Genomic DNA, 16074 nt, shown 5'->3' on the forward strand with positions numbered 1-16074 from the left:
CGCGGCGCGCAGTGTGCTGCCGCGCCCCCGCGTTGACCCTGTTGACCGCTTTGCCGATGCGCCGCCACCGCATGCGCGCTCAGGTGGCCGACTGCTCGCAGTCCTGCGCGCTCTTGCGCTCGGGGAGCAGCCGGGATCCTGTCATGCGCTCGCCGAAGACGTCGTCCGGGTTGGACAGTACGCAGGTCTCCATGGACAGGCAGCCGCAGCCGATGCAGTCGGTGAGGTGGTCGCGCAGCCTGCCGAGCTGCTTGATCCGTTCGTCCAGTTCCGAGCGCCAGGCCTCGGAAAGCCTGGCCCAGTCCGCACGGTTGGGCGTGCGCTCCTCGGGAAGTTCGGCCAGGGCGTCCCTGATGGTGGCGAGCGGGATGCCCACGCGCTGCGCCGCGCGTACGAAGGCGACCCGGCGCAGGGCGTCGCGGCCGAAGCGGCGCTGGTTGCCCGCGGTCCTGCGGCTGCTGATGAGGCCCTTGGACTCGTAGAAGTGAAGGGCGGACACGGCGGCGCCGCTGCGCGCGGACAGCTGGCCGACCGTGAGTTCATGGATCTTCTCTGGAATCTGCGGCACTCCTCGAACCCTACTGGGCCATCCGTTGACAGGAGCGGGCCTCCCAAGGATGCTGAGCAAGCGCTTAGACATTCGTTGAGAGGCAGGGGCAGGGACATGGCAGAGCCGAGGATCTTCACGTCCGCCGACGAGCTGCGCGCCGGGGTCGGCGAGCAGCTGGGGCACAGCGACTGGCTGGAGGTCGACCAGAAGCGGATCGACCTTTTCGCCGATGCGACAGGCGATCACCAGTGGATCCATGTGGACCCCGAGAAGGCCGCGGCCGGCCCGTTCGGGTCGACGATCGCGCACGGCTATCTGACGCTCTCGCTGCTGCCCGCACTGGTCCCGCAGATCATGCGGGTCGAGGGCATGAAGATGGGCGTCAACTACGGCACCAACAAGGTGCGTTTCCCGTCCCCCGTGCCGGTCGGCTCGCGGCTGCGCGCGACGGCGGTGCTCAAGGACGTCACCGACGCGGGCGGCGGCGTACAGGTGACCGCCGTCGTCACGGTGGAGCGCGAGGGCGGCGACAAGCCGGCATGCGTGGCGGAGTCGGTGTCCCGTTACTACTTCTAGCGCTGCTGCTTCTGAGCCCTGCTGCTTCTGAGCGCCAGTGCTTCTGAAGCTCTACGTGCGCGTGCCCACCATGCGCAGGACGAGGTCGGCGTAGAGCTCGCCGACCTCGTCGGGCGTCCTGCGTCCCTTGGTGTCGAACCAGCGGGCCACGTCGATGCAGAGCGAGAGCACCGCGAGGGTGGTCCCGGGCACGTCGGGGACGTCGAACTCGCCCGCCTGCACGCCCTCGTTGATGATGCGGCGCACCGCGGCGTCGCTCTTGCGGCGCAGCTCGACGATCTCGGCACGGTGCTCGGCGTCGAGCGAGTCGAGTTCGTACTGGACCACGTGCGCGGTGGTGCGCCGTCCGGCGTGCCAGCGGACGAAGGAGCGTACGGCGTCGGCGAGCCGCTCGGCGGGGCTGCCCGGGCCGTTCGCGGCGGCCTCCAGGATCTCCAGGGCCTTGCCGTGGCCGATCCGGCTGATCCGGTGGAGCAGCTCTTCCTTGGTCTTGTAGTGGATGTAGAGCGCGGCCGGGCTCATCCCGGCGCGGCCCGCGATGTCGCGGGTGGTGGTCGCGTGGTAGCCGCGCTCGGCGAACGCCTCGACGGCGGCGACAAGCAGTCTCCTGGCCGCCTCAGGGGTGACCTCGTCCCACGGCATGTTCTCGCCGTCGGCCGTCTCCTCCGCCGTGGTCATCGTTCGCCCCTTCGTTTCCAGCAGGACGAACACCATACCCCGACGGTGAGCAAGCGCTTAGAGAATGGCGCGGAGATTGGCCTGGACATTGGCGCGGAGCATACTCAGAGCTTCTGGAACGGGTCGTGCTCGGCGAGGAGCTTCTCCAGCCTGGCCTGGTCTACGCGGCTCACGATCTGCCCCGCCTCCTGCCGGTCCCTGATGACCTTGGCGAGCGTGAAGGCGGAGGTGACGAGGTAGAGGACGCCGATGGCCAGGAAGGCGCGCACCCAGGCGTCGGCTTCGAGGTAGAGGATCCCGAGGGTCACGGCGCCCAGGGCGATCGCGAAGGCGATGACGGCCTGTCCGTAGTACGCCGTCGTGTTCTGCTGCTTGACCGTTGTGTCGCTCATGACGGACAGCATCGGCGGCGGCGGGGCGGGCGGCATCCGCTCACGTACTCACATGACGTACTCAGAATGCCGAAACGCCGGTCAGGGCACGGCCGATGAGCAGCTTCTGGATCTGGCTGGTGCCCTCGTAGAGCGTCATCACGCGCGCGTCGCGCAGCAGCTTGCCCACCGGGTACTCGTCGATGTAGCCGTAGCCGCCGAACACCTGGAGGGCGTTGTTCGCGGCCCGTACGGCGGCCTCGGAGGCGAAGAGCTTCGCTTTGGACGCCTCGGTCACGAACGGCTCGCCGCGATCGATCAGGTCGGCGACGCGCCAGGTCAGCAGGCGGGCGGCGTCCACGTCCACCGCAATGTCGGTGATCAGCTCCTGGACGAGCTGGTGACGGGCGATGCTCTTGCCGAACTGCTCTCGCTCGGTCGCGTACGTCACGGCCGCGTCCAGGGCGGCCTGCGCTATGCCGACACAGCCCGCCGCGACGGACATACGCCCCTTGGCGAGTGCCGACATGGCTACGGAGAAGCCCTTGCCTTCGGGCGCCAGCATGGCGGAGGCGGGGACGCGTACGTCTTCGAGGACCAGTTCGGCGGTGGCCTGGCCGCGCAGGCCGAGCTTGCCATGGATCTCACGGCGGGTCAGGCCGGGGGTGTCGGTGGGGACGAGGAAGGCGGATACGCCCTTGTGGCCCGGGGCGTCGGTGGAGCGGGCGAACAGCAGCACCACATCGGCCCAAGTGCCATTGGTGATGAACATCTTGGAGCCGTTGACGACGTAATTTCCCCCGCTCTCGGCTCCGCTCGAACGGGAGGTACCCCCATCGTCGCGCACCGCGCGGGTCGTGAGGTTGCCCGCGTCGGAGCCGGTGCCCGGCTCGGTGAGGCCGAAGCAGCCGACCAGTTCGCCGGACGTGAGGCCGGGCAGCCACTGCCGCTTCTGCGCCTCGCTCCCCCAGGACGCGATGGTCTTGGCGACCAGACCGAGCGATACGGAGACGATGCCGCGCACCGAGGAGTCACCGCGGCCGAGTTCCTCCGTGACGAGGCAGTACGCGAGGTGGTCGCCGGCGGAGCCGCCGTACTCCTCAGGGATCGTGAGTCCCAGGAAGCCGAGCGCTCCGAGCTTCTTCACGATGGCGCGGTCGACGCTCTCGGCCCGGTCCCACTCGGCGGCGTGCGGGGTGATCTCGCGGCCGACGAAGTCCCGGGCGAGCTGCCGTACCGCGGCCTGCTCCTCACTGAGCTCCAGATTCATCCCGGCACCCCACTTGTCGATGAGTCTTCTTTTCGATGAGGCTTTAATTAGCACTGCTAGCTTCTGGCTGGCAGGCCCTACTATGAGCCGCATGGCCCGCCCGCGCAAGCCCCTCCTCAGCCGTGACCGCATCGTCCTGGCGGCAGGCGCGCTCGTGGACGCCGAGGGACTGGAAGCGGTCTCCACGCGGCGACTCGCGGCCGAGCTCGGGGTCAGCGGCCCCTCCCTCTACAACCACTTCCGCAACAAGGACGAGATCCTCGAAGCGGTCGCCGACGCCGTCCAGGCGAGGGTCGACCTGTCGATGTTCGACGAGTCGGACGGCCGGGACTGGCGCACCGCGCTGCACGACTGGGCGGTCTCCTACCGCGCGGCGCTCACCGAGCACCCGAACATCGTCCCGGTCCTGGCCCGGGGTCCGGGCCGCCGCCCGGCGGGCCTGCGGGTCGCGGACGCGGTGTTCGGCGCGATGGTCGGGGCGGGTTGGCCGCCCGCCCAGGCGACGTACATCGGCGCGCTGATGCGGTACTTCATCACCGGCTCGGCGCTCGGCTCCTTCGCGAGCGGCTTCGTCGACGACGAGGCGGCGTACGACCCGGAGGACTATCCGCACCTCGGGCAGGCGCATCTGCTGGCCGAGCGCCGGCAGAAGGTCGACGAGGGGGCGTTCGAGACGGGGCTGAGGGCGCTGCTCGACGGTCTGGCGCTGCAATACGAGCAGCACGGGCAGCACGGGCAACACGCGACGGTTCGGTCTGGGCCGAAGGGTCGCTGACGCATCCTGGATGCATGGCGCACCCCTCGCACAACCCCTCGCAGAACGACTCGCACAACGACTCGCAGACCGGGTCCTCCCCGGCCCGTCGCCTCGCGGCCCTGGCCACGCTCCTCGCCGACGAGACGCGGGCGTCCTTCTGTCTGGCCCTGCTCGACGGGCGGGCCTGGACGGCCGGCGAGCTCGCGCGGCACGCGCGGGTGGCGCCGTCGACCGCGAGCGAGCACCTCGGCAAGCTCGTCGCGGGCGGGCTGCTCGCGGAGGAGCGCCAGGGCCGCCACCGGTATGTACGGCTCGCCGACGCGGCGATGGCGCACCTGGTGGAAGACCTCGCCGCGCACGTTGCCCCGCCGGCCGACGAACGCCCGCGCACACTGCGTGCTGCGAACGCGAGCAGCGCGATGGCACGCGGGCGTACGTGTTACGACCACCTCGCCGGGCGGATCGGCATCGTGATCACCGATGCGATGACCGAACGCGGCCTGCTGCGCCAGGACGCCGGCTTCGCGCTGACGGATGCCGGGGTGGGGTGGTTCGGCGCGCTCGGCATACCCCTGCAACGCACGGGCCGACGACCGCTGGTACGAGCCTGCCTGGACTGGACGGAACGCCGCCCGCACCTGGCCGGGATCGCGGGGGCGGCGCTTTGCGGGCACGCGCTGGATGCCGGGTGGTGCGTACGGATCGGCTCGGAGCGGGCGGTGAAGGTGACGGCGGAGGGGGAACGGGCGCTGCGGGAGACGCTGGGGGTGGTGGAGTGGGGCGGTTGAGGCCCCACTCCACCACCACCGCACCTATCCCCCGTACGCCCCCGCCCACCCGTCCGCCGTGTCGTACGTCGGCACTCCCACCACATCCGCCTCGTCCCGAGCCACCGCCCCCGCAAGCTCCACCGCTCGGTGCACCGCCGCGCGGAAGAGCAGCGAGCCCAGGCTGATTCTGGCCACCCCTAGCGCGCCCAAGCGGGCCACCGTCAAACCGCCCGGCGTGTACAGGACATTGAGCGGCGTCTCGTACTTCGCCGTCAGAGTCCCGATGACCGGCTCGTCCTGCAGGCCGGGGACGAACAGACCGTCCGCGCCCGCGTCTTCGTAGGCCGACAGCCGGTACGCCGTCTCGTCCGCGTGCCCCGGAAGCCAGTACGTGTCCGTACGGGCGTTCACGAACAGCGTGGGCGCCGCGTCCTTCACCGCGCGGATCAGCTCACGCTGGTACGCCACGGGGGCGAGGGCCCCACCGGGGCGGCCGTCTTCGATGTTCACGCCGGCCACCCCGACGCGTACCAGATCCGCCGCCAGCTCGGCGACCTCCGCAGGCTCCCCGCCGAAGCCTCCCTCGATGTCCACGCTCACCGGGACCGTCAACCGGGCCAGGCCGCGCCCGAGTTGGAGCGTCTCCTCGCGGGCGGCGCCCGTCGCGTCGGACTTTCCGGCGGCCGACGCGACGCCGAGGCTGGTCGTGCCGATCGCGGCGAAACCGGCCTCGGCGAGCGCGGCGGCGGACGCGTGGTCCCAGGCGTTGGGCAGGAGAAGCGGGGTGCCCGGGCGGTGGTGCAGGCCGCGGAACTGCTCGTAACGGTTCATGAAGAGGTCTCCTCAAGGAGTACGTCGAGTACGCCGCAGGCCAGCGCCACGGCGTGCAAGGATCCCGGGCACGGGCGCATGCCGTGCCCGAAGGGAGCGTCGGCGGCCGCGAGGTCCAGAGGCACCTCGGTGCCCTCGGCGACGGGCCGGCCGTGCAGGGTCGCCCCCGCGGCGGCAACCCGCTGGGTGCCACGCACAGGCGGGTCGAGGCGCAGCGTCTCGGCCACCAACTCGTCGGCGCCCTGGCCGGATTGTGACGGTCGCGCGGCAAGCGCGTTCGTGATCAGGGCCGCCGTCGCGTCACACGTCTGCACGAGGAGCCCGATCCGGTTCGCGACGGCCTCGGGCTCACCGTCGGGCAGCAGGACCACCAGCGTCCGTACGCCCTCGTCCGCCTGGGCCATCGCCCCGGGCGCCGCCCCCGGCCGGTACGCGGCGGCCACCACGCGCGTCGCCGCGACGACCTCGGCGAACGCGTCGACCTCGTCGACCTCGTCGGATCCACCGCGCGCTCCGAGCGCGGCCCCCAGCACCGCCACCGGCACATACGGCGCCGCGTCCCGCGTGACCTGCCGCGTCAGGGACCTGGCCCCGGCCCGGAGACGGGCGGGGTCGAGCAGCCGCAACTCCCCTTCCGTCAAAGCCCGTCGGCGTACATGCACCGCACCGTTGCTGAAGCGCGGCACCGTGCGGCGCAGCCACCGCATGGTGCCCATCGGCGCGGCCCCGTCAGCGGTGGCGGGCGGCACGATGAACCGGGGGTCGCAGAGCACGGCACGTACGTCCGGCACAGGCGTCGTCATGCACCGAACGTAAGCCCGTGACTCTTCGGCCGCCGCCGAAGAGTGCGGCGACGTGTTGTACGGCTTTCGCGTTGCTCCTGTTCCAGCCACGCACGGTGTGACGTTCTTCACCCCGATAAGGCCCGAATATCACGCAGCGTAGCGACATGTGTACATCTTCTTTACGTACTGTTACGTGTGGCAAGGCAAGTCCGCAGGACCGCACGACCGCACGCCACAGGCACTGAAGGAGACTCATGAAACCGTTCGTGTTGAACTACGCACTTCCGGCGGAGAATTCAGCAGTCACCCTCCCTTACACCTACGACTCCGCACTCCAGTTGAACGTCCTGCCCGACGGACGCCCTGCCATCGCCGACCGGGCAGTGCTCCTGGCAGCGGGCACCACGACGTCAACAGCCGGTTCCCAGACGCACTTCGACGACTGACCGGCCCGGCGGCGTCGATGACTGTGCTGATCCTGACCTGCCCGCAGGATGTGACGACGGACATGGTGGTGGCCAAGCTGCACGCACGGGGGGTCCCTTTGGTGCGTTTCGATCCTGCGGATCTGCCCGAGGAAGCCACCATGTCGGCGGAGTACATCAGTGGCGACTTCGACGGCTATCTGTCGTCCGAAGGGCGCATGGTGAGCATGAGTGGCCTGCGCTCCATATGGGTACGCAGGCCGGGCGAGCCCGCGGCACACGCCCCCGAGCCGTCGGAGTGGCTCACCGCCGAGTCGCGGCAGGCCCTGTACGGGATGCTGTATTCCACGACCGCACGGTGGATGAACCATCCCTGCGTGGCAGCGCAGGCCCGCTGCAAGCCATGGCAACTGCGGGTTGCCCATCGCAGCGGTTTCGCCGTGCCCCCCACGGTCGTGACCACGTTCCCTCGCGTGGCCCGCCAATTCGCGGCGCAGCACCGGGACATCGTGGTGAAGTCCGCTTCGGGACCGCCGCCCGGTGATCCGCCGATCGCGCTTCCCACCACCCGCATCGGGCCGGAGGCGGACTTCGACGGCGTCGCGGCCGGGCCCACGCTCCTCCAGCAGTACATCCCCAAGCGGGCCGACATCCGGCTGACCTGTGTGGGCGGGCGACTGTTCGCGGCCCGCAAGGAATCGCCCTCCGGGCAGGTGGACGGGCGATACGCCGCGACCGGTGAGGCCTGGGAGCCGGCCGACGTGCCCGATCGCGTGGCCCGGGCTGTCCATGAATACACCGAGCTTGCCGGTCTGGCTTACGGAGCTTTCGACTTCGCCGAGGATGCCGAGGGCCTGTGGTGGTTCCTGGAGTGCAATCAGGGGGGCCAGTTCGGCTTTGTCGAGCTGGAGACGGGTCAGCCCATCGCGGAGGCGGTCGCTTCCTGGCTGGCCACCGCGGCTGCGTAGGCCGCGCGTACGTGAGCGGGTGCCAGTGCGGGTCCCCCGTCTGCCCTCAAACGCCGGACGGGCTGGATTTACCAGCCCGTCCGGGGGGGTCTACCGCACCGCGTCCGCCGCCGCCCGCTTCGCCAGCACCCTGATCGACAGCAGGGCGATCACCGCGAGGCCCACGATGTACCCCGACACCGCCATCGACGTACCGAACACCTCAAGCAGCAGCACCATCACGAACGGCGCCAGCCCGCCCCCGAAGACCGCCGCGATCTGATATCCGAGCGATGCCCCGGTGTATCGCATCTCCGCCGTGAACAGCTCCGCGAACAGCGCCGCCTGCGGCCCGTACATGATGCTCAGGAAGCAGCTGCACACGAACGTGCCCACCGCCAGCCACACCAGCGACCCCGTGTCGATCAGCAGGAACATCGGTACCGCCCACACCAGCAGGCCCACCGCACCCGCCGCGTAGATCCGCAGTCGCCCGATACGGTCCGAGAGCGCCGCAGCCGCCGGGATCAGCGCCAGCTGGGTGAGGCTGACGCACAACGACACCGCGAGAACCGCGCTGCGCTTCATGTCCAGTTCGCGCGTCGCGTAGTCCAGCACGCCGGTGATGATGATGTAGAACGTCGCGGTATTGACGGCGAACGAACCACCGGCCAGGAACACCGTGCCGAGATGCTTCGTCAGGATCGTACGCAGCGGCGACCGGGCGGCGTCCGCGCCCTTCTCCTGCTCCGCCAGAGCCCGTTCGGCCTCCCGGAAGGCAGGTGTCTCCTCGACCCGCGTGTGGATGTACCAGGCGAGTACGAGCACGAGGATGCCCACGAAGAACGGCACCCGCCATCCCCACGACGCGAAGGCGCTCTCACTGGTGGTCGCACCCGCGATGAGGAAGACGGTGTTGGCGGTCACCACACCGATCGGCACACCGAGCTGGACCAGGCTGCCGTACAGGCCGCGCTTCCCCTCCGGGGCGTACTCCGTGGCCATCAGCATCGCGCCGCCCCACTGCGCACCGACCGCGATGCCCTGGGCGACGCGGAGCAGGACCAGCAGGATCGGTGCCGCGATGCCGATCGTCTCGTACGTCGGCAGGAGGCCGATTCCGGTGGTGGCGAGGCCCATCAGGGTCAGGGCCATTACCAGCATCGGCTTGCGGCCGCGCTTATCACCCAGCTGACCTGCGATGATGCCGCCGACGGGGCGGGCGAGGAAGCCGACGGCAAAGGTGGCGAAGGCGGCGAGCACACCCGCCGACGAGCTGCCGGACGGGAAGTACAGGTCTCCGAGGACGAGAGCCGCTGCGATGCCGAAGACGAAGTAGTCGTACCACTCGACGGCGGACGCGAGGGCGGCCGCAGTGGCGACTTTGCGGCGATTGCGGTCGGCGGGCGGGGAGTTCGTGGTGTCCGTGAGCGGGGAAGGTGCCGTGTCCATGCTGTGCACACTCCGATGGGTGCGGGGGACGTAACAGGGGACGTAACAGGGGGGCGGCGCCGAGATGTGCCGGGACCGTACCGACCGGATGGTACGGCGGTCAACGGGTCTGGCATCCGGAGTTTCCGCCGCTCCGTCGCCCCGGCCGCAACCGCCTCCGCGCAGCACAAGCACCCCGGCCGCACAATGGCGTCCGGGGTGCCGGAAATGCAGGGCCGCTAGCTCGGGCTAGAAGACGACCAGGGCGCGGCCCCCCTTGCCCGCCAGCATGTTGTCGAACGCGGCCGGGATGCCGTCGAGGCCGATCTGTTCGGTGACCATGCTGCTCAGGTCGAGGCGTCCGGCCCGGATGTGGTCGGCGAGCACGGGCAGGTCACGCTCCGGGTCGGAGTTGCCGTACACGCAGCCCGAGAGCGTACGGCCGAAGTGGAAGATCTCCAGGGCGTTGAACGTGACCTGCTGGTCCTTGCCGCCGATGCCGACGACCGTGGTCCGCCCGCCCCGCCGCGTGGAGTCCCACGCCGCACGGATGGTGAGGGCCCGGCCCACGCACTCGACGGCCACGTCGACGCCCTGCGCGGCACCGGTGAGCTTGCGGACCTCCTTGGCGGTGGTCTCGGAGGCGATCACGAAGTCGGTGGCTCCGGCGGCCCGCGCCAGCTCCTCCTTCGCCGGGGACATGTCGACGGCGACGATCTGCCCCGCGCCCGCGATACGGGCCGACTGGAGGACGGCCAGGCCGACCCCGCCGACTCCGAAGACCGCGACCGACTCGCCCGCACGTACCCGCGCGGAGTGGTGGACCGCCCCGTAACCGGTGAGGACCGCGCAGCCGAGCAGCGCCGCGTCGGTGAGCGGGATGCCTTCGGGGACCGGCAGGACGCAGTTGGCGGCGACAACCGTCTCCTCGGCGAACGCCGCGACGTTCAGACCGGGGTGGAGGTCCGTGCCTCCCCCAGCCTCCGGCCGGGGGGACCCCCATCTCGCTGCGCTCGCGGTGCGGGCGTAGACACTGGCGGCACCGGACAGGGCGCTGGCGCACAGCCACACCTCGCCGATGCCGCAGTGGTGACACGTCCCGCAGGAGGGCGCCCAGTTGAGGACCACGCCGTCACCGGGGGCGACATGCGTGACGCCCTCGCCGACGGAGACGACTGTGCCCGCGCCCTCGTGGCCGAGTACGGCGGGGACCGGCACCCGCATGGTGCCGTTGGACAGCGAGAGGTCGGAGTGGCAGACCCCGGCAGCGGCGAGACGGACCCTCACCTGGCCGGGTCCCGGCTCCGGAAGTTCGATGTCGCGGATCTCCAGGGGGGAGCCGACGGCGGGCAGTATGGCGGCGCGGACCACAGTGGGTTACTCCTTGCGCGGAGGACGGAGGACGGAGGGAGAGGTGGCTGGGGAACCTCGGCGGAGGACCTGCCCGGGCGGCGGCAGCGCCCGCGCTCAGAACTGCAGCGACTTGGTCTGCAGGTACTCGGAGAGGCCGTGCGACCCCAGCTCGCGCCCGACACCCGACTGCTTGTAGCCCCCGAAGGGCGCAAGCGGGTTGAAGCGGCCACCGTTGATGTCGACCTGCCCGGTGTCCATGCGGCGGGCGAAGGCCACGGCCTCCGCCTCGTCGGCGGCCCAGACCGCGCCCGCGAGGCCGTAGACCGTGCCGTTGGCGATACGCAGCGCCTCGTCCTCGTCCTCGTACTTCAGGATGGAGACGACCGGACCGAAGATCTCCTCCTGGGCGATGGTCATGCCCGGAGTGACGTCGGCGAAGACGGTCGGGGCGACGTAGTAACCCTTGTCGAGCGGAGCCTCGGCGCCGCCGGCGACGAGCCGTGCGCCCTCCTCGACGCCCTTCTCGATGTAACCGCGCACGCGCGCCTGCTGCTTGGCGTTGACCAGCGGGCCCACCCGGTCACCGACGGTGTACTTGGCGACAGCAGCGGCGGCGACGGCCACGGCCTCGTCGTACTGGTCCCGGTGGACCAGCATCCGCGTCCACGCGCTGCACGTCTGGCCGGAGTTGCTCATCACATTGGCGATGCCGACATTGACCGCCTTGGCCAGATCGGCGCTCGGCAGGATGACATTGGCCGACTTGCCGCCCAGCTCCAGCGCCACCCGCTTGACGGCGGCGCCGGCCGTCGCGCCGATCTGCTTGCCGACGGCGGTGGATCCGGTGAACGAGACCAGGTCGACGCCGTCGTGCTCGGCGAGCGCCTGGCCCGCGACCGGCCCGAGGCCGGTGACGAGGTTGAAGACACCGGCCGGGATGCCGGCCTCGTCGACCGCCTCGGCGAAGAGCTGGGCGGTCAGCGGGGTGTCCTCGGCGGGCTTGAGTACGACCGTGCAGCCCGCCGCGAGGGCGGGTCCCACCTTGGCGACGATCTGGTGCAGCGGGTAGTTCCACGGCGTGATCGCGCCGACCACACCCACCGGCTCCAGGAGCACGGTGGAGTTCCCGACCTTCTCCTCGAAGGAGTACGTCGCGGCCAGTTCGGCGTACGACCCGGCAACCAGGATCGGCACCCCCGCGTGCACCATCTGCGAGAAGCCCAGCGGTGAGCCCAGCTCGGCGGTGACCGTCTCGGCGATCTCGTCCTTGCGGGCCACGAGTACGTCGCGCAGCGCGGCGATCTTCGCGGCGCGCTCGGCGGGCGCGGTCGCGGCCCACCCCGGGAAGGCGTCGCGCGCCGCGCGCACGGCGGTGTCGACGTCTTCGGCGTTACCGGCCGGAACCTGGCCGATGATCTGCTCGTCGGCGGGGTTCACGACCGTGATCGTGTCCCGGCCTGCGGCGGGCCGCCACTGACCGCCGATGTACATCCCGTCGTGGGCCTTCATCGCATCCTCCAAGGGCTGGCGTAAGTCGTCCACAGCCCAAACTAGCGATGTTAGTTTTTGGGCGCCAGGGGCACCGGAGTGAGGAAGGCCTGTTTCGGGCCGGTCGCCTGTTGACCGCCGGAGGTGGTTCAGTGGCGCGGATCAGGGGCGTGGATCAGTGGCTCAGAAGTCGGCCCAGGTCGGCTCGTCCAGGCGGGCCACGGACTCCTGGGCGTACGCGCGCTCGTAGGCGTCGCGGATCCGCTCGATCTGATCGTCGCGGACCTCGGCCTCCGACCCGGGGTACAGCAGGATCAGTTCGTACGAACGCTCGCGCTCGATCGTCCCGTTGGCGTCCCGCCACTGCCCCCACCCGTTCTGCACGGTGAGCCCGGACGGGAATCTGCTGGTCACGTGCCGCTCCACGAAGCGCATGAACTGCTTGTCGGTGACGTCGGGGCCCCCGTCGGGGCGCTGCGTCCCGAAGAAGAGCCGCGTTTCCACGTACTCCTTGCCCCGGGCAGCGGCGGACGAGGCGGCGGATGCCGGGGCTTCGCCGCCGAGCGTGGCGTACGCGGTCGGGGCGCCGACGGCGAGGAGGACGCCCGCCGTGACGGCGACGAGGCGGGTGCGCGTGGTCGGGAAAGGCATGGGGACCCCTTCGGTACGGATGGAGTGGCGGCCAGGGGGCGTTGGTCGCACCCGGCACAGCCAATGCCCCTCGCCGGATCACGCCCTGCGGTTGAGATCCGCGAGACCGGTGACATCCGTGAGATGGGCGAAGACAACGACGTTGGACGCGTAGCCCGCCTTGCGGTCGAACGCGCCGCCGCAGGTGAGCACTCGGAGCTCGGGGCGACCGGTGGAGCCGTACACCTCTTTGTCGGGGAACTTCGACTTCTCGTACGTCCGCACGGAGTCGACCGTGAACACGGCAACCCGGCCGTCCTTACGGGCCAACCGCACGGTGTTCCCGGGCTTGAGGAGTTTGAGGTTGAGGAAGATGGCGGGGCCGGTCCGCGTGTCGCGGTGACCGACGACCACGGCGGTTCCCTTCTCGCCGGGGCTGGGGCCCCGGTTGTACCAGCCGACGAGGCGCGGATTGTCCACCGGCGGGGTGATGAGGCGCCCGGACTTGTCGAGGCCCAGGCCGACGACCGGCGCCGCGACATTGAAAGCGGGGATGGCGAGGCGGGTCGCGGGCGAGGACGACAGCGGCGCAGGCGGCGGCTTCGACTCCGCCTCGGGCTCGGGCTTCGGCTCCGCCTGCGGCCGTGGTCCGGCTTCCGCCTCCGAGGGCTCCTGCGCCGCCCCGTCCGCCGCCGGCGCGGCGGCGGACGGCGGGCCGGGCGACGAGTCCCCGTCCCCGGCCCACCACATCACGCCCTGGACCAGCAGCCAGGTCACGACCACCGTCCTGGCAAGACGGAAGAGGCGCCTTTGCCTGCGCGAGTACCGGTACCTACGACGCGCCATCGGTGCGGCGACGGGACCGACGGACGAGGATCAGTCCGGCCGTCCCCGCCAGGCCCGCCGCGATCATCGCACCGACGCCGAACGAAGAGCTCTCGGCGTTGGTCTCGGCCATGCCGCCGCCGCCCGCGCCGACGGGACCCTTGGGCGGGATGCCCTGAGGCGGGTTGCCCTGAGGCGGGTTGCCCTGAGGCGGGTTGCCCTGGGGCGGGACACCCTGGGGCAGGTTGCCCTGAGGCGGGACACCCTGGGGCGGGTTGCCCTGAGGCGCGGCGGCGCCCTTGGCGGCAGCGGCCGGTCCGTTCGCGCCGGCCGGGCACTCGACCTTGAACACCTTCATCTTGCGGGCGTTCTGGGCGCCCTTGAAGGTCCAGGTGACCTTGTACATGCCGTTCGGCAGGTTGAGCGGGGTGGTGACACCCGTGCCCGTTTCGCCGAGGCTGATCCGGCCGTTGATGCTCGCAACGGCCGGCTTGGGGGGCTGGGGATCGATCTTCCAGGAGACCTGCTGGAGCCCGTCGAACTTGAAGGCTGCGAGGTAGAACGCACAGACCTCGGGCTCGTTGTTCTGGCTGGCGAAGGCCGTGCCGACAGAGTGGATCACCACGTTGCCATTGTCGCCGGGGGCGGCGAGCGCCGTCGGTGCTCCCGTCAGGGCGACAGCGCCCAGGGTGAGCCCGGCGACGGTGGTGCGCAGAAGTGGTCGGACAGTCATGCGGGGTTCCTCCAAACCATGAAGATGTCGGATAGATCACCTGATAATCCGACTATCTGTCACGGCACGGGTACGGAGGGTGGGCGAAACGCCGCGCCACCCTCCGATGTCCCCCGTCCAGCCCCACGACCGCCCGAGCGGGCGGTCTCCGCGGGATCAGATGATGCCGAACGCGATCCCCGCCGCCAGCACCACCAGCGAAGTGAGCGCGGCCCACTTGACCGTGAACCTGGTGTGGTCGCCGAACTCGACCTTGGCCATGCCCACCAGGACGTACACGGCGGGGACCAGCGGCGACGACATGTGCAGCGCCTGGCCGACCAGCGAAGCGCGGGCGATTTCGAGCGGCGAGACTCCGTGCGCGGCTCCGGCCTCGGCGAGGACCGGCAGGACGCCGAAGTAGAAGCCGTCGTTCGACATGAAGTAGGTGAGCGGGAGGCTCAGGATGCCGGTGACGACGGCCATGTGCGGGCCCATGCCCTCGGGGATGGCGCCGACGAGCCAGTCGGCCATGTGCTCGACCATGCCGGTGCCGGTGAGTACGCCGGTGAAGACCGCGGCAGCAAAGACCATCCCGGCGACATTGAGGACGTTGTCCGCGTGGGCGGCGATACGGGCCTTCTGCTCGGCCATGTTCGGGTAGTTGACGGTGAGAGCGAGAGCCGCACCCATGAGGAACAGCACCGGGATCGGCAGCAGTTCCGTGATCATCGCCGTGAGCAGGACGAGGGTGAGACCGGCGTTGAACCAGTAGAGCTTGGGGCGCAGGGTCGCGCGGTTGGGGTCCAGGCCCTGGAAGCCCTCGCCGTCCGCGGAATCGGCGCCAGGGCCGACGTTCGTACCCGTACCTGCACCCGTACCCGTACCCGTACCCGTACCGCCAACGCTCTTACGGGGCTCGGAGTCACAGCCGCCCGCCCCCACCAACACCTGCTCCTCCGACTCGACCTCGACCGCCTCGTCCAGCGACAGATACCCGAGCCGCTTGCGCTCGCGCCGGCCCAGCACGTACGCCAGCACGAAGACGAAGACCAGTCCGACGGCCAGCGCCGGAATCATCGGCACGAAGATGTCGGCCGCGTCGAGCTTCAGCGCGGTGGCGGCGCGGGCGGTGGGGCCGCCCCAAGGCAGCGTGTTCATCACGCCGTTCGCGGTGGCGGCGACGCCGGTCATGACGACCAGGCTCATGCCGAGCCGCTTGTACAGCGGGTACATCGCCGAGACCGTGATCATGAAGGTGGTCGAGCCGTCGCCGTCGAGCGAGACGATCGCGGCGAGCGCGGCCGTACCCACCACGATGCGCAGCGGGTCGGCCTTGCAGAACCGCAGGATGCCTCGCACGATCGGGTCGAAGAGACCCACGTCGATCATCACGCCGAAGTAGACGATGGCGAACATCAGCATCGCGGCGGTGGGCGCGAGATTGCCGACGCCTTCGAGGACGTAGTCCCCGAGTTTCGCGCCCTGTCCGACGAACACACAGAAGAGTGCCGGGATCAGCACCAGCGCCGCGATCGGCGACATCTTCTTCATCATGATCAGGACCAGGAAGGTCGCGATCATGACGAATCCGAGGATTGTCAGCATTTGGGGTACCTAACGCTCGCCCTTGAACTCCCACCAGACCCGGCGGTTCGTTGACGTTAGGTCGCGC

18 protein-coding genes are annotated in these 16074 nt (G+C 70.2%); 5 read left to right on the forward strand and 13 right to left on the reverse strand.

Annotated features, from left to right (window positions below):
* Positions 1 to 79: 79 nt before the first annotated feature.
* Complete coding sequence (gene soxR / locus PXH83_RS03395; protein ID WP_274556460.1) at positions 80 to 568, reverse strand: redox-sensitive transcriptional activator SoxR; 489 nt, start codon at positions 566 to 568, stop codon at positions 80 to 82.
* Positions 569 to 664: 96 nt separating this feature from the next.
* On the opposite strand from soxR, the gene PXH83_RS03400 reads away from it, so the two are divergent.
* Positions 665 to 1126, forward strand: coding sequence for a MaoC family dehydratase (locus PXH83_RS03400; protein WP_274556462.1), 462 nt, complete (start codon positions 665 to 667; stop codon positions 1124 to 1126).
* A 51-nt stretch (positions 1127 to 1177) separates the two neighbouring features.
* On the opposite strand, the gene PXH83_RS03405 is transcribed toward PXH83_RS03400, so the two are convergent.
* The 3 genes from PXH83_RS03405 to PXH83_RS03415 all read right to left on the reverse strand — a co-directional run bounded on the left by PXH83_RS03405 (position 1178) and on the right by PXH83_RS03415 (position 3445).
* The gene (locus tag PXH83_RS03405; protein ID WP_274556465.1) at positions 1178 to 1804 is read right to left on the reverse strand and encodes a TetR/AcrR family transcriptional regulator; all 627 of its coding nucleotides are present in this window, start codon (positions 1802 to 1804) and stop codon (positions 1178 to 1180) included.
* A gap of 104 nt (positions 1805 to 1908) precedes the next feature.
* Entirely contained in the window at positions 1909 to 2196 is a 288-nt protein-coding gene (locus PXH83_RS03410) for a YiaA/YiaB family inner membrane protein (protein WP_274556467.1), read from the reverse strand.
* A 61-nt stretch (positions 2197 to 2257) separates the two neighbouring features.
* A complete protein-coding gene (locus PXH83_RS03415; RefSeq protein WP_274556470.1) occupies positions 2258 to 3445 on the reverse strand; it encodes an acyl-CoA dehydrogenase family protein in 1188 nt (395 codons plus the stop codon).
* Between the two features lie 91 nt (positions 3446 to 3536).
* Here PXH83_RS03415 and PXH83_RS03420 point away from each other — a divergent pair, with 91 nt between their 5' ends.
* The gene (locus tag PXH83_RS03420) at positions 3537 to 4220 is read left to right on the forward strand and encodes a TetR/AcrR family transcriptional regulator (protein WP_274556472.1); all 684 of its coding nucleotides are present in this window, start codon (positions 3537 to 3539) and stop codon (positions 4218 to 4220) included.
* A gap of 14 nt (positions 4221 to 4234) precedes the next feature.
* The gene (locus PXH83_RS03425) at positions 4235 to 4990 is read left to right on the forward strand and encodes an ArsR/SmtB family transcription factor (RefSeq protein ID WP_274556474.1); all 756 of its coding nucleotides are present in this window, start codon (positions 4235 to 4237) and stop codon (positions 4988 to 4990) included.
* Between the two features lie 24 nt (positions 4991 to 5014).
* Here PXH83_RS03425 and PXH83_RS03430 read toward each other — a convergent pair whose 3' ends face one another.
* Together PXH83_RS03430 and PXH83_RS03435 are read right to left on the reverse strand one after the other, a co-directional pair.
* On the reverse strand, positions 5015 to 5803 hold the full coding sequence (locus PXH83_RS03430; RefSeq protein WP_274556476.1) for an isocitrate lyase/PEP mutase family protein: 789 nt from the start codon (positions 5801 to 5803) through the stop codon (positions 5015 to 5017).
* Positions 5800 to 6606, reverse strand: coding sequence for a cytochrome P450 family protein (locus PXH83_RS03435; protein ID WP_274556478.1), 807 nt, complete (start codon positions 6604 to 6606; stop codon positions 5800 to 5802). The genes PXH83_RS03430 and PXH83_RS03435 overlap by 4 nt, the downstream gene beginning before the upstream one ends.
* 236 nt (positions 6607 to 6842) lie before the next feature.
* On the opposite strand from PXH83_RS03435, the gene tgmA reads away from it, so the two are divergent.
* Positions 6843 to 7034, forward strand: a complete 192-nt coding sequence (gene tgmA, locus PXH83_RS03440; RefSeq protein WP_274556484.1) for a putative ATP-grasp-modified RiPP — start codon at positions 6843 to 6845, stop codon at positions 7032 to 7034.
* Positions 7035 to 7051: 17 nt separating this feature from the next.
* Positions 7052 to 7981 carry an ATP-grasp ribosomal peptide maturase gene (gene tgmB / locus PXH83_RS03445; protein WP_274556486.1) on the forward strand — a complete coding sequence of 310 codons (930 nt, stop codon included), beginning with the start codon at positions 7052 to 7054 and terminating at the stop codon, positions 7979 to 7981.
* Between the two features lie 90 nt (positions 7982 to 8071).
* Here the strand turns inward: tgmB and PXH83_RS03450 are convergent, their stop codons facing one another.
* The 7 genes from PXH83_RS03450 to PXH83_RS03480 all read right to left on the reverse strand — a co-directional run bounded on the left by PXH83_RS03450 (position 8072) and on the right by PXH83_RS03480 (position 16007).
* A complete protein-coding gene (locus tag PXH83_RS03450; RefSeq protein WP_274556489.1) occupies positions 8072 to 9412 on the reverse strand; it encodes an MFS transporter in 1341 nt (446 codons plus the stop codon).
* Positions 9413 to 9640: 228 nt separating this feature from the next.
* Entirely contained in the window at positions 9641 to 10762 is a 1122-nt protein-coding gene (locus PXH83_RS03455; protein WP_274556491.1) for a Zn-dependent alcohol dehydrogenase, read from the reverse strand.
* A 96-nt stretch (positions 10763 to 10858) separates the two neighbouring features.
* Complete coding sequence (locus PXH83_RS03460) at positions 10859 to 12253, reverse strand: aldehyde dehydrogenase family protein (RefSeq protein WP_274556493.1); 1395 nt, start codon at positions 12251 to 12253, stop codon at positions 10859 to 10861.
* Between the two features lie 162 nt (positions 12254 to 12415).
* The gene (locus tag PXH83_RS03465; protein ID WP_274556496.1) at positions 12416 to 12883 is read right to left on the reverse strand and encodes a DUF3574 domain-containing protein; all 468 of its coding nucleotides are present in this window, start codon (positions 12881 to 12883) and stop codon (positions 12416 to 12418) included.
* 78 nt (positions 12884 to 12961) lie between these two features.
* Entirely contained in the window at positions 12962 to 13708 is a 747-nt protein-coding gene (locus tag PXH83_RS03470; protein ID WP_274556499.1) for a class F sortase, read from the reverse strand.
* Positions 13695 to 14420, reverse strand: a complete 726-nt coding sequence (locus tag PXH83_RS03475; RefSeq protein ID WP_274556501.1) for a hypothetical protein — start codon at positions 14418 to 14420, stop codon at positions 13695 to 13697. The genes PXH83_RS03470 and PXH83_RS03475 overlap by 14 nt, the downstream gene beginning before the upstream one ends.
* A gap of 156 nt (positions 14421 to 14576) precedes the next feature.
* Positions 14577 to 16007, reverse strand: a complete 1431-nt coding sequence (locus PXH83_RS03480) for a CitMHS family transporter (protein WP_274556503.1) — start codon at positions 16005 to 16007, stop codon at positions 14577 to 14579.
* Positions 16008 to 16074: the final 67 nt, after the last annotated feature.

Source organism: Streptomyces spiramyceticus (genome assembly GCF_028807635.1).
Lineage (GTDB): Bacteria > Actinomycetota > Actinomycetes > Streptomycetales > Streptomycetaceae > Streptomyces > Streptomyces spiramyceticus.

Bases quoted from the DNA above. Each gene is read 5' to 3' on its own strand.
- PXH83_RS03405 (WP_274556465.1), bottom strand. From the start codon at position 1,804: ATGACCACGGCGGAGGAGACGGCCGACGGCGAGAACATGCCGTGGGAC.
- tgmA (WP_274556484.1), top strand. From the start codon at position 6,843: ATGAAACCGTTCGTGTTGAACTACGCACTTCCGGCGGAGAATTCAGCA.
- PXH83_RS03435 (WP_274556478.1), bottom strand. From the start codon at position 6,606: ATGACGACGCCTGTGCCGGACGTACGTGCCGTGCTCTGCGACCCCCGG.
- PXH83_RS03475 (WP_274556501.1), bottom strand. From the start codon at position 14,420: ATGACTGTCCGACCACTTCTGCGCACCACCGTCGCCGGGCTCACCCTG.
- PXH83_RS03430 (WP_274556476.1), bottom strand. From the start codon at position 5,803: ATGAACCGTTACGAGCAGTTCCGCGGCCTGCACCACCGCCCGGGCACC.
- PXH83_RS03450 (WP_274556489.1), bottom strand. From the start codon at position 9,412: ATGGACACGGCACCTTCCCCGCTCACGGACACCACGAACTCCCCGCCC.
- PXH83_RS03425 (WP_274556474.1), top strand. From the start codon at position 4,235: ATGGCGCACCCCTCGCACAACCCCTCGCAGAACGACTCGCACAACGAC.
- PXH83_RS03420 (WP_274556472.1), top strand. From the start codon at position 3,537: ATGGCCCGCCCGCGCAAGCCCCTCCTCAGCCGTGACCGCATCGTCCTG.
- PXH83_RS03470 (WP_274556499.1), bottom strand. From the start codon at position 13,708: ATGGCGCGTCGTAGGTACCGGTACTCGCGCAGGCAAAGGCGCCTCTTC.
- PXH83_RS03465 (WP_274556496.1), bottom strand. From the start codon at position 12,883: ATGCCTTTCCCGACCACGCGCACCCGCCTCGTCGCCGTCACGGCGGGC.
- PXH83_RS03460 (WP_274556493.1), bottom strand. From the start codon at position 12,253: ATGAAGGCCCACGACGGGATGTACATCGGCGGTCAGTGGCGGCCCGCC.
- PXH83_RS03410 (WP_274556467.1), bottom strand. From the start codon at position 2,196: ATGAGCGACACAACGGTCAAGCAGCAGAACACGACGGCGTACTACGGA.
- PXH83_RS03400 (WP_274556462.1), top strand. From the start codon at position 665: ATGGCAGAGCCGAGGATCTTCACGTCCGCCGACGAGCTGCGCGCCGGG.
- PXH83_RS03415 (WP_274556470.1), bottom strand. From the start codon at position 3,445: ATGAATCTGGAGCTCAGTGAGGAGCAGGCCGCGGTACGGCAGCTCGCC.
- PXH83_RS03480 (WP_274556503.1), bottom strand. From the start codon at position 16,007: ATGCTGACAATCCTCGGATTCGTCATGATCGCGACCTTCCTGGTCCTG.
- tgmB (WP_274556486.1), top strand. From the start codon at position 7,052: ATGACTGTGCTGATCCTGACCTGCCCGCAGGATGTGACGACGGACATG.